Source organism: Pectinatus haikarae, assembly GCF_050916305.1.
Classification (GTDB): domain Bacteria; phylum Bacillota; class Negativicutes; order Selenomonadales; family Selenomonadaceae; genus Pectinatus; species Pectinatus haikarae.
In genome coordinates, this window is the sequence record NZ_CP116940.1 from 2,629,716 (window position 1) to 2,641,788 (window position 12,073).

Annotated in this window: 12 protein-coding genes; 3 read left to right on the forward strand and 9 right to left on the reverse strand. The window is 39.7% G+C overall.

Annotation, left to right across the window (positions count from 1 at the left end; all coding sequences use genetic code 11):
• Positions 1-63: 63 nt before the first annotated feature.
• The 9 genes from gap to NXG61_RS12710 form a co-directional block, all read right to left on the reverse strand.
• Positions 64-1,077: a type I glyceraldehyde-3-phosphate dehydrogenase gene (gap, locus tag NXG61_RS12670; protein ID WP_196605284.1), complete on the reverse strand. Its 1,014-nt coding sequence runs from the start codon at positions 1,075-1,077 to the stop codon at positions 64-66.
• A gap of 469 nt (positions 1,078-1,546) precedes the next feature.
• The gene (gene scfB, locus NXG61_RS12675; protein WP_307222625.1) at positions 1,547-2,908 is read right to left on the reverse strand and encodes a thioether cross-link-forming SCIFF peptide maturase; all 1,362 of its coding nucleotides are present in this window, start codon (positions 2,906-2,908) and stop codon (positions 1,547-1,549) included.
• Positions 2,909-2,976: 68 nt separating this feature from the next.
• Entirely contained in the window at positions 2,977-3,120 is a 144-nt protein-coding gene (scfA, locus tag NXG61_RS12680) for a six-cysteine ranthipeptide SCIFF (protein ID WP_196605286.1), read from the reverse strand.
• Between the two features lie 91 nt (positions 3,121-3,211).
• Entirely contained in the window at positions 3,212-4,390 is a 1,179-nt protein-coding gene (locus NXG61_RS12685) for a copper amine oxidase (RefSeq protein WP_196605287.1), read from the reverse strand.
• A gap of 16 nt (positions 4,391-4,406) precedes the next feature.
• Positions 4,407-5,195, reverse strand: a complete 789-nt coding sequence (locus NXG61_RS12690) for a polysaccharide deacetylase family protein (protein ID WP_307222624.1) — start codon at positions 5,193-5,195, stop codon at positions 4,407-4,409.
• Entirely contained in the window at positions 5,192-6,139 is a 948-nt protein-coding gene (gene whiA / locus NXG61_RS12695) for a DNA-binding protein WhiA (RefSeq protein ID WP_307222623.1), read from the reverse strand. The genes NXG61_RS12690 and whiA overlap by 4 nt, the downstream gene beginning before the upstream one ends.
• Positions 6,140-6,152: 13 nt before the next feature.
• On the reverse strand, positions 6,153-7,469 hold the full coding sequence (locus NXG61_RS12700; protein ID WP_196605290.1) for a gluconeogenesis factor YvcK family protein: 1,317 nt from the start codon (positions 7,467-7,469) through the stop codon (positions 6,153-6,155).
• A gap of 24 nt (positions 7,470-7,493) precedes the next feature.
• Positions 7,494-8,387, reverse strand: a complete 894-nt coding sequence (gene rapZ, locus NXG61_RS12705) for an RNase adapter RapZ (RefSeq protein ID WP_196605291.1) — start codon at positions 8,385-8,387, stop codon at positions 7,494-7,496.
• Between the two features lie 43 nt (positions 8,388-8,430).
• Entirely contained in the window at positions 8,431-9,258 is an 828-nt protein-coding gene (locus tag NXG61_RS12710) for a Cof-type HAD-IIB family hydrolase (RefSeq protein ID WP_196605292.1), read from the reverse strand.
• Between the two features lie 400 nt (positions 9,259-9,658).
• Between NXG61_RS12710 and groES the strand changes: the two genes are divergently transcribed.
• From groES to NXG61_RS12725, 3 genes are all read left to right on the forward strand, one after another.
• Entirely contained in the window at positions 9,659-9,940 is a 282-nt protein-coding gene (gene groES, locus NXG61_RS12715) for a co-chaperone GroES (protein ID WP_196605293.1), read from the forward strand.
• 44 nt (positions 9,941-9,984) lie between these two features.
• Entirely contained in the window at positions 9,985-11,619 is a 1,635-nt protein-coding gene (gene groL, locus NXG61_RS12720; RefSeq protein ID WP_196605294.1) for a chaperonin GroEL, read from the forward strand.
• Between the two features lie 202 nt (positions 11,620-11,821).
• Complete coding sequence (locus NXG61_RS12725; RefSeq protein WP_196605295.1) at positions 11,822-12,061, forward strand: cell division protein ZapA; 240 nt, start codon at positions 11,822-11,824, stop codon at positions 12,059-12,061.
• Positions 12,062-12,073: the final 12 nt, after the last annotated feature.

The window sequence follows — 12,073 nt, forward strand, 5'->3', positions numbered from 1 at the left end:
CTAATCATAAAATAGGTCCGGCCTATTAAGGCCGGACCTTATTAGGCATAAGGCCGAACAATATTACTTCAGTTCAGCAAAGTATTTGATTGTACGAACCATCTGACTTGTGAAACTGTTTTCATTATCATACCATGAAACGACCTGCACCTGTGTATTGCCGTCTTCCATAGGAGCAACCATTGTCTGTGTAGAATCGAATAATGAACCGAATCTCATGCCGATAACATCGCTTGATACGATTTGATCTTCAGTGTAACCGAAAGATTCAGTTTCAGCAGCTTTCATAGCCTTATTGATGTCTTCAACAGATACTTTGCCTTTTACAACAGCTACCAAAATAGTTGTCGAGCCGGTAGGAGTAGGAACACGCTGTGCCGAACCGATCAATTTGCCGTTCAATTCAGGAATGACAAGACCAATAGCTTTTGCGGCACCGGTGCTGTTAGGTACAATATTAATAGCAGCAGCACGCGAACGGCGGAGATCGCCCTTACGCTGAGGACCATCCAAAATCATCTGGTCGCCAGTATAAGCATGAACTGTCGTCATAATACCGCTCTGGATAGGAGCCAATTTGTTCAATGCATCAGCCATAGGGGCCAAGCAGTTTGTGGTGCAGGAAGCTGCGGAAATAACAGTGTCACTTGATTTTAAAGCCTTATGGTTTACGTTGTAAACGATGGTAGGAAGATCACTGCCAGCCGGAGCAGAAATAACAACTTTCTTAGCGCCTGCTTTAATATGTGCTGCAGCCTTGTCTTTCGAAGCGAAAAAGCCTGTACATTCAAGCACTATATCAACATCAAGATCTCCCCAAGGCAATTCTTCAGGATTAGGTTTTTTGTAAATAGTGATTTTCTTACCATTTACAGTAATGGAATCTTCGCCAGCTTCTACAGAATCAGCATATTTATATCTGCCCTGTGTAGAATCGTACTTCAAAAGATGTGCAAGCATTTTAGGACTTGTCAAATCGTTAAGTGCAACAACATCATATCCTTCTGCGTCGAACATCTGTCTGAAAGCGAGACGGCCAATACGACCAAACCCATTAATAGCAACTTTAACTGCCATTGTAAAAATACCCCCTAAAATTTTAAAAAAAGTTTTCTGGAATTTTCCAGAATATGTTGGCTGAATAACCCCGCTGCTAAAAGACGATCAGCAGCCTTATCCAGACAAACGACAAATACCAAACTGCCAGAAACTCCAACAGTTTTATCACCATTTATGATACAATAAAAACCCATTATTTGTCAACGTTTTTACTTGTAAATAGAGCAGTTCGAACCGATCGAAAATTGTGAATAAGCGTTATTATCTGTCATGCAGTTTCGCCGCTGCCCGCCTACAAAATTCTCTTTATGCAGATGCAGCCGCGTATTGCAGAATTTAATAAAAATAAAATCAGCAAATTTCATCCGAAATTTGCTGATCAATACTCCGTAAGTCAATTTCTTATTCTTCACCATTAAAATAGTTGTGTGGCAAATTATACAGAAAAATTAAACAAAATCAACTGCAGATTTTATTCAAGTACAGATTAATGACTGTTTTCCATAGACATTAATGCCTGAACAGCAATCGCACATTCCAATCTTTTCTTCTGCAGTTCGCATCCCAGTTCATAGGGTTTATATATATCATTGTTGAAAAGATCGGCGTTGGCATGACAGCCGCCGCTGCAGAAATATCTTGCCCAGCAGTCACGGCACTTATCTTTATTCAGAACATGGCAATTTCTGAAATGCTGTGGGATTTGTGTGCTGGTGACGCCCTCGAATACATTACCGAGCAAATATTTTTCGCGTCCGACAAATTGATGGCAGGGGTACATATCGCCATTTGCCGCCACAGCATAATATTCATGCCCGGCGCCACAGCCGCTTAGCCTTTTTGCTACACAGGGACCATTATTAAGGTCTATATTGAAATGAAAAAAGAAAAATCCTCTGCCCTCGCGGCGATACTGCAGATATGTATTTACCAGCTTATCATACTCTGCAAATATTTGCGGCAGGTCGCTTTCAAGTATTGCGTAATCTTCATCCTTGGCAATAACGGGCTCAATAGACAGGATGTCAAAACCCTCATCGGCCATTGAAACCACATCGTTGGTAAAATCAAGATTATATTTGGTATAAGTACCTCGCATGTAATAATTTTCATCGTTTCTTGATTTGACTAGCTTTTTAAAATTAGCCACTACCCTGTTATAAGTATCATGTCCGCCGGCATCCGGGCGCATATGATCATGTACACTTTTTCTTCCGTCCAGACTTATGACTACGCTTATATTATTGTCATTCAGAAATTTTATATTCTCGTCATTCAACAGTATGCCATTTGTCGTCAAAGTCAGCTTGAATATTTTGCCTGCCTCTTTTTCTCTTTTTCTTACATATGCTGTTATATGTTTCACCAAAGGCATGTTTACCAGCGGTTCTCCGCCAAAAAAATCTATTTCACAGTGTTTTCTGCTGCCGCTATGCTCTATTATATATTCAACTGCCGCTTCGCCTACCTGTCTATTCATAAGCTGCCTGTCAGCACCAAAGTCTCCTGTATCGGCAAAGCAATACTTACAGCGCAGATTACAATCATGCGCTACTAAAAGACACATTGATTTAACAATGCCCTTTTCAGAGAATACTGGCGGCACGGTAATATCCGGCGCAAATAATTGTTCGGCTTCTATTAGCTGATGCAGTTCTGACAATGCCTCTTTTATTTCCAAGGGTTTGTAAATATTCATATATTTATTTATTACGTCATCATCATTTTTGCCGTCAAACACATCCATCATATCGGCGATCATTTTATCAACAGCGTGGACAGCTCCGCTGTTCACATCAAGCAGAAAATATACATCTTTATAGTGAAACTTGTGGATATTTTTATTCATTGACAGATAAATCCTTTCTTACATTAAAAAAAGGCTGCATACACAGCCTTTTTTAGACTAAATGAAAATTATTGCTTTTTTTCGCAAACTTGATTGCCTACCGTGCAGGACGTCTTGCACGCAGACTGACATGAAGCCTGGCATTCACCGCAGCCGCCTGTTTTTAAGGTGCTTTGCAGATATGGTTTATTGACTGTCTTAATATGTTTCATGAAAAAGCCTCCTTATTATATCAATAATCAATAACATTATATATTGTATAATTTTTTTACCTTTCAATCAATATCTACGCTGAAAATATATTTATTCCTCGGGCGCCAATATAATATTGACGGGCAAATTGGATGCTCCGGGAGGTGAATATTGAAACAGGACATTATCTCTTATCTTATATATTCCTAAATCAGCATAATATGCCTGACGCTGGTTTTCACCAAAAAATGCACGTTCTGAAGGAGTCGGCAGCACATTGACACTTACATTGTTATTTATTTGCGCCGTCATAGCCCCGGCATAAACACCGCCCAGCGGTTGAAGATAATAATGGACTTTGCCCATTCCTCCTGTCGGCATATTCAAATAATAAAGCACTCCATAATTGCCATAATTTTTGACCGTACTGCCATCCGTTGCATCAATGCCTGTCAGATATGCATCGTCCTTGTCATCGGCAACAGTGAAATATACGGCACCATCTTTTTCAGGATTGTATCTTCGTTCTCCCTGCAGGACACGATCCATATTTTGAAAAGTACCGCGCAGCCTGCTCTCATCTTTGAGCAAAACCGGTGCCGTTTTTATAAAAGCATAGGGATCGGCATCCATCGGCAGCATCATCACCGTTATCTTGACAGGAGCTGCTGTCTCGAAATCATATATGCCGCAAACCAATTCGTCCTTTTTAATTACCATGCGATTTGTTCTGTTTTCTAATATTTGAGAGCTTTTTTTATCAATAAGGACATCTCGCGATGTCTGGTATCCGAAATACCGCAGCTGTGAAGTTTTTCCCACATATAAATAATCTGCGCTCGGTCCTGCCTGAGCAGAGCGTGTAATATGAAAATCCGCAGCATTTGTTCTACTTTCATTTGTCAGCATAACAACTACTTTTTTATCTTCATCGGTACCATTTACATGATAATAATACAACCGACCTTTTCCGCTGACAGTATCTTCATACAGTATACCATCCTGATATACTGTCTCCGGACTGTCAGAAAAAATAAGCGTTCCTTCTTTATCAATACGCTTCACAGGCCAGGCCGTCATTTTATCTATTTGCGATTTAAAACTTGCCGCGGAATATTTTGCCTTTTCATCTGATGTTTGTGAGTTTGCTTTTATGGAATATTCCCTTGTTTTTTCTACCGTATTCTTTGCATCTTCTTTGTGGCGGGCCTGAACTGTACCGCAGAAAAGAACACTGCCAACTGCAATGGCTGCAAAAGTCGATAATATTATTTGTTTAAAAAAATCCATTTTTCCTCATAAATTTCTATATTTTATTTTGTTTTATATTAAATTCAGTATAAAGTTTGCTTTTCAATATCCTTAACTTGAAATCCAGCATGCCCAGTTTTGATCTCGGAATATATGTCCTTTGCAGCCGATAAGCATCCGTAGCAAAAGTATTGATTCCCGGATCGCCTGTAACAGCGCCCAGATAACCGTCTGCACGGAGATCTGTCTGTGCCGTGTCATTATAGCTTCCATTCGGATAAGAGAAAAAATATATTGTTTTCAAACCTTTCCATTCCATTAACAATTTTGAGAGATGAATTTCATCATTTATTTTTTCCGGCTCAAGTGATGCTAATGGTATATGATTAGCGGTATGGCTGCCTATCTCCATATTTACCAGCTGCATTTCTCTCAGCTGATCCCAAGTAAGATAACCTTCCAGCCCTATGCTGTTTGTTATAATAAAAACAGTCCCTGTCATATTATTTTCAGCTAAAATAGGCATAACTTCAGTATAATTATCCTCGTAACCGTCATCAAAGGTTAAAATCACTGACTTATCCGGCAATTTATCACCATATTTCTTAGCTCTTATAAAATTCATAAGACTGATTGTCGAATATCCCTGCTCAGACAGATATTCAATTTGTTTTCTGAATTCTTTCGTGGATATTGTATATTCATCATCATCAACATCATTTACTCTATGATATTCCAGAATGAGGATATTATTTTTATCCTCACCGGAAAAATATATGGCAACCACTCCAAATACAAGCAAAAAAACCAGCCCGGCAATTATAAACCAACGTAGTGACTTCATCCTTTTTCACATTCCTTCAATCGAAGTGCCATTGCCTCCAGTTTGCGCAGACGATGATTGACTCCTGATTTACCTATGCCAAGGATTTGTGCCAATTCACTTAATGAAGCATCAGGATATTCTATCCTCGTCCATGCCGTCTTTTTCAAAGCTTCCGGCAGTATTTTCATTTTTGAATCGCCCAGCAGATTTTTCATATTCTGAACCTGACGTACCGAAGCTTCTATTGTTTTTTGCAGATTTGCCGTTTCGCAATTTACCAGACGATTGACTTGATTGCGTACTTCCTTTAAATTACGCTTGCTTTCAAATTCTTCAAGTACCTGCTCTGCCCCAATCATACGCAAAAAACTTATAATCGCTTCACTTTCCTTAATATATAAAACGTAATAATCCTTTCTTGCAGTTTCCCCTACAGGAAAGTTAAATTGATTCAGTAATATTAAAAGCTGACGTGAAAATTCATAATTACTGGTGGAAAGTTCTAAATGATAACCACCATCCGGTCTGTTTACAGATCCTCCGCCAAGAAAGGCTCCGCGAAGATATGCTTCCTTACAGCAGTACTTGCTGAGGAGGTAGCTGTCCCTGCCCATATTGAATCCGTCGTCATTAATAAATTTCATATTTCTCAGTAATGCGTCTACCGCGGGTGAAGGTATCACTCTAATAATATATCGATTATTTTTTTGCAGACGGCGCGATCGTTTTACTACAAGTTCTGTGTTGATCTCACCCACACACAAACCTTTTATAAAAGCTAATGTCCTCCTGGCCACAGCTGCGTTTTCCGTTGAGAAATTAATACCCAAATGATGTTTTGCGCTGAGAATGAATGTACTGTCCATACGCAAAAGCGAAGCCAGTTCCGCAAACAGACAGCATAGACTGGTTTCATTAAAATGGGACAGTTCGTTTTTTACTTCTGTAGAAAAAGACGGCATGTGTTCACCCCATCTAATACTTTTTTTTGCGTCTTCTGTTATCTGTTTTCAAACCATAGGCCATCTGCATAATATTATGGGCAAGTTTCTCAGAATCATGATGAATGACATTGGTTTCATTTATAAGATCTGCTTTCACAAAGCCAACACCAAGTTCATGTATTTCATCCTCATCGATTATAACTGGATATTGTCCTTTTTGAGCATAAAACTCTTGCAGTGAAGGTGAAATCGGCTTATTATTTGCCAAAACATAGTCTACACTGCCAATGCCCGCATGCTCTAAAATAGCCTTTACATGCATGGAAACCGTATAGCCGTCTGTTTCTCCCGGCTGAGTCATAACATTGCATATGTATATTTTTATTGCTTTGCTTTTTCTGACAGTTTCAGCCACGTTGTTGACGAGCAGATTCGGCATAATACTCGTATACAAGCTGCCTGGGCCTAGGATTATAGCTTCAGCATTTTTTATTGCACTTATCGCAGAGGCAACCGGCTCGACCTGTCTGGGAAAAATATGTACGCGTTTAATTTTTTTGTGGACAAGCGGTATCTGTGATTCTCCCTCTACTACTGTACCGTCCTGCATCGTGGCATCTAGCCTTATTTTAGCCGTGCTTGCAGGAAAAACGCGCCCTTTTACCGCTAAAACCTTACTTGATTCCATCAGTGCTTTTTCCACATCACCCGTTACCTGAGTCATTGCCGCTATAAATAAATTGCCAAAACTATGCCCGGCAAGCGCACTTTTCCCTTCAAAACGATATTGAAATAATTTCTCCATAAGCGGCTCTGTATCCGCAAGCGCTACAAGGCAATTTCTGAGATCGCCGGGCGGGATTATGCCAAATTCACTGCGCAGTCTGCCTGAAGATCCGCCATCATCGGCAACAGTAACAACAGCGGTTACGTTATTTGTTGCCTCCTTTAAACCACGCAGCAAAACAGAAAGCCCCGTTCCTCCGCCTATAACTGTTATCGCCGGACCCCTGTCTAATTTTCTTTTTTCGTAAATTAAATCGACCAGCTTTTCTGAGCTGTCCGGAAGCAAAACAGTAATTATGGACCTTATCGTCATTCGCATGGCTACAAGCATTATTACAAGCCCTATGAGAGCCACCAAAAAACCAACTACATTCGTTATCGTATAGTTATACGTCCCGGTGGCAGTATAAACTATACGGAAGATAAACTCCTCCACTCCATCAATATATTTGTAATTAAAAATAATAGTAAGGCCTATGCTTATCAAAAGCACGCCTATCGCAAACAAAAACAGCCACCGTTTGAAACGCATACCTGGGTAAAGCCATTTTAAAAGATGCATAAATGCATTGCCTCCATAATAATGCTATTGCAAATGCTCATAAACGTCATTTTTCATTAAATCGCGATGCTCTAAATTGGCCAGGTATCCTCTGTTCTTCAATAAATCAAATAAATGTCTGGCAATGAATACCGATCTGTGCATTCCACCGGTGCAGCCAATGGCTATGACTAACTGGCTCTTCCCTTCCTTTATATATTGCGGTATGAGAAAATTCACCAAGTCATCCAGTTTTTCCATAAATTGCTGAGTTACAGGCCATTTTGCTATATATTGAGCAACCTCCGGCACTGCACCGCTTTTATGGCGCATTTTTTCTATATAAAAAGGATTGGGCAGAAATCTGACATCCAAAACCATATCAGCATCGAGCGGCATACCAAATTTAAAACCGAAAGAAAGAATATTTATATTCATCTGATCAACATAAGCATCACCAAACAATCTGACTATTTTTTGCTTTAGTTCCGTTTTAAGCAGCGCTGATGTATCAATTATATATGTGGCCTTATTACGGACACCAGCCAGACGTTCGCGCTCCATGTTGATTCCTTCACTGATTCTCGAGCTTGGTGCCATGGGATGGCGCCGTCTTGTTTCTTTATATCGTCTTATTATAACCTCATCGGACGCCTCCATAAATAACAGCTCGAACGCCTTGTTTTCTTCATCCATCTGCTTTAAGACATGAACAAATGTATCAAAAAATTCGCGGCTTCTTGTATCAACTACGAGCACCACCCGGCTCACATGTCCCGCCGAGTGCATGCAAAGTTCAGCGAATTTTGGTATAAACACCGGTGGAAGATTGTCCACACAAAAATATCCCAGATCTTCCAGATTACGACAAGCCTGTGTTTTACCACTGCCGGACATCCCTGTGACAATTATAAGGCGAAAGTCTTCTTTCTGCTGCAATATTTTCACTTCCCTTCATTAAGCATAATAAATATACAACAGCCTATTTCAGTATATATTTATATATTGCCTCTGCTACGCCATCATTATCATTTGTTCCGACCAGATAATCACATACTGACTTAATATTATCAGCAGCATTTCCCATCGCTACACTTTTTCCGGCAGCTTCAAGCATTGGCAGATCATTATTGGCGTCGCCTATAGCCATCACTTCATCTATTCCAAAACCAAACTGTTTGGCCAGGATATACAGTGCATTAGCTTTGCTTACCGCAGGATTTATTACTTCAATCAACCCTCTTTTTGACTTGACCAGCATCACTTTTCCCGCAAATTTCTGTGTGAGTTCATAAATCATAGAATTTTCTTCCTGAATTTTTTCCTCCACATCTTGTTTTCCATATTCTGCCGTGACCAACAGCATTTTAGCAACATTTTCATTTTTACGGCCTAACTCCTGCCAGCCCACAGTCTCCCCCTTAATGCCTGTACTTCTTTCATAATCTGCGGAACGTTCCAGATAAACCGGAAAAAATAAAGCATCATTGCTGTTTACCTGCAAATACCATTGCTTATGCTCACAATAAGCCACAAACTCTTGCACTGCCAATGGATTTATATACTGCTCACTGTAAACTTTACCGGACGTAGATTTTATCAGCGCACCATTATAAGTTATGAGCGGCACATCGATCCCTGTCTGCCGCGCGTACTGCACTGCAGATGAATACATTCTGCCTGTAGCAAAAGTAACTATTGTACCCGCATTGACAGCTTCCTTTATAGCCGCGATATTTTTTTGAGAAATTTTATCATTGCTGTCCAACAACGTACCATCTAAATCAGTAGCAAATAATTTTATTTTCATTCTTATCCGTCCCTCACTGATCAATTTGTCTTATATAAAATGCAGAACATAAAACATACCTTTATAAAATCTTCTTCAACAATATGCACTTTAGAAATTATAACAAACCGTTTTTTAAAAATCAAACCTGCATTAATGATTACTGCACACTTCTGCACTAATATAATCTTATAATAGTAAATTATCTATAACACTTTAAATCAATCTATGCATTTGCGGATCAATTTTCGCAAAAAAGATGATATACCTCAGAGGATATGAAAAAATTGTATATTTTTTTGAAAAACACTTGATTTTTTATAGAAATTTATTTATCATAAGGAATGTAGTTAGCACTCGTTCAAAGTGAGTGCTAACAAAAATATAAATGTAATTTAGTTTTTATAAGGAGGAACATACAATGATTAAGCCATTAGGCGACAGAATTGTAATCAAAGTTTCTGAAGGAGATATGAAAACCGCAAGCGGTATCGTATTACCGGATACAGCAAAAGAAAAACCGCAAAAAGGTGAAGTTGTAGCTGTTGGCTGCGGTAAAGTCCTTGATAACGGACAAAAAGTTGCTCCGGAAGTAAAAAAAGGAGATAAGATCATTTTCTCTAAATATGCCGGCACAGAAATCAAGGTTGATGGTGTAGACTATTTAATCGTACGCGAAAGCGATATACTTGCGATAGCTTGATTTTAGGTTATTTTCAATAAAAAACTTCAGGAGGTTTTTTTATAATGGCTAAACAGATTTTATTCGGCGAAGAAGCTCGCCGCGCTCTTGGCAAGGGTGTTGATTCATTGGCAAATGCCGTAAAAGTAACACTTGGTCCAAAAGGTAAAAATGTTGTTCTCGATAAAAAATTTGGTGCACCAACAATTACAAATGATGGTGTTTCCATAGCGCGTGAAATAGAACTCGAAGATCCGTTTGAAAACATGGGTGCTCAGCTCGTAAAAGAAGTTGCGACAAAAACAAATGATGTTGCCGGTGACGGTACTACTACGGCAACTTTACTTGCACAGGCCATGATCCATGAAGGTATGCGCAATGTAGCTGCCGGTGCAAATCCTATGATCATAAAAAAAGGTATTGAAGCAGCTGTTAAGGCATTAGTCGAAGAAATAAAGGCAAAATCTCATAAGGTCGAAGGTAAAGATGCTATCGCTCAGGTTGCTACAATCTCTTCCAGCGACAAAGAAATGGGCGATTTGATTGCCAACGCTATGGAAAAGGTAGGCAAAGATGGTGTCATTACCGTAGAAGAATCAAAAGGAATGGCTACAAACCTTTCTGTTGTTGAAGGCATGCAATTTGATCGTGGTTACATATCCCCATATATGGTAACTGATACCGATAAAATGGAAGCAGTCATGGATGATCCTTATATTCTTATCACTGACCGCAAAATTTCTGCTATCGGTGACATTCTTCCTATCCTTGAAAAAGTTGTAAAGCAGGGAAAAGAAATTGTTATCATTGGGGAAGATCTTGATGGAGAAGCTTTGGCAACCATCGTTGTAAATAAATTGCGCGGCACATTTAAAGCTCTGGCAGTTAAAGCTCCCGGTTTTGGTGACCGCCGCAAGGCTATGCTCGAAGATATTGCTATATTAACAGGCGGCAATGTCATAACGGAAGAACTAGGCAGAAAACTCGACAGTGTAGAATTGGAAGACCTTGGCCGTGCCCGTCAGGTTCGTTCCTCTAAAGAAGAAACAACGATTGTTGATGGTGCTGGTGACAAAAAAGCTATCAGTGCTCGCTGTGAACAAATAAAAAAACAAGTGGCAGAAACAACTTCTGATTTCGATAAGGAAAAATTACAGGAACGTCTGGCTAAATTATCCGGCGGCGTAGCTGTTATTGAAATTGGTGCTGCAACTGAAGTAGAACTTAAAGACAAAAAGCTTCGTATTGAAGATGCGTTGAACGCCACACGTGCAGCTGTTGAAGAAGGTATTGTTGCAGGCGGTGGTACCACTTTCATTGACATCCTGCCTGCTCTGGATAAGATCAAGGCCGAAGGCGATGAAGAAACCGGTATTGCTATAGTAAAGCGCGCTATCGAAGAACCAGTTCGCCAGATTGCAAACAACGCCGGACTTGAAGGTTCCGTTGTGGTAGAAAAGGTCAAAAAAGCTGGAACAGGCAAGGGTTTTAACGCTCTTACCGGCGAATACCTTGACATGGTAGGCGCTGGCATAGTTGATCCTGCAAAAGTTACACGTTCAGCATTGCAGAATGCTGCCAGCATAGCAGCAATGGTTCTGACGACCGAAACATTAATAGCGGATAAGCCTGAAAAGGACGCACCGGCTCCTGGTGGTATGCCCGGTGGCATGGGCGGCGGCATGCCCGGCATGATGTAATACGGATCGTATAATGATTGAAAGCCTCACGGAAATTTATTGAATTTCTGTGAGGCTTTTTACTATAAATTTGGCTGTTAGCTTCTCTATATTTTTACTTCAGCCAGATAATCACACTAATCTTTTGCCGTATCCTTGCATATTTAATTATCTTTTGATAAAATCAATACCAGTAGACCTTATATTTTACAGGTGGCATATTATGGAAAATAAACTTACAATTGATATTTATGGTGAACAATATCCCATAAAGGGCGATGTTGATATTGAATACATGAAGGAATTAGCCGATTTGGTCGATGCAAAGATGCGTGAATTAGTGAAAAAAAATCAATATTTACCTATTCAGCGGATAGGTGTTCTTGCTGCGCTGCATTTGGCTGATGATTATTCCCGTTTAAAAAAAGATTATGATGATTTGATTAAGCTGCTTGATAAATAAGTTTATGGGAAA

Bases quoted from the DNA above. Each gene is read 5' to 3' on its own strand.
- whiA (WP_307222623.1), bottom strand. From the start codon at position 6,139: ATGCCGTCTTTTTCTACAGAAGTAAAAAACGAACTGTCCCATTTTAAT.
- NXG61_RS12700 (WP_196605290.1), bottom strand. From the start codon at position 7,469: ATGCATCTTTTAAAATGGCTTTACCCAGGTATGCGTTTCAAACGGTGG.
- NXG61_RS12710 (WP_196605292.1), bottom strand. From the start codon at position 9,258: ATGAAAATAAAATTATTTGCTACTGATTTAGATGGTACGTTGTTGGAC.
- gap (WP_196605284.1), bottom strand. From the start codon at position 1,077: ATGGCAGTTAAAGTTGCTATTAATGGGTTTGGTCGTATTGGCCGTCTC.
- NXG61_RS12685 (WP_196605287.1), bottom strand. From the start codon at position 4,390: ATGGATTTTTTTAAACAAATAATATTATCGACTTTTGCAGCCATTGCA.
- groL (WP_196605294.1), top strand. From the start codon at position 9,985: ATGGCTAAACAGATTTTATTCGGCGAAGAAGCTCGCCGCGCTCTTGGC.
- scfA (WP_196605286.1), bottom strand. From the start codon at position 3,120: ATGAAACATATTAAGACAGTCAATAAACCATATCTGCAAAGCACCTTA.
- NXG61_RS12725 (WP_196605295.1), top strand. From the start codon at position 11,822: ATGGAAAATAAACTTACAATTGATATTTATGGTGAACAATATCCCATA.
- NXG61_RS12690 (WP_307222624.1), bottom strand. From the start codon at position 5,195: ATGAAGTCACTACGTTGGTTTATAATTGCCGGGCTGGTTTTTTTGCTT.
- groES (WP_196605293.1), top strand. From the start codon at position 9,659: ATGATTAAGCCATTAGGCGACAGAATTGTAATCAAAGTTTCTGAAGGA.
- scfB (WP_307222625.1), bottom strand. From the start codon at position 2,908: ATGAATAAAAATATCCACAAGTTTCACTATAAAGATGTATATTTTCTG.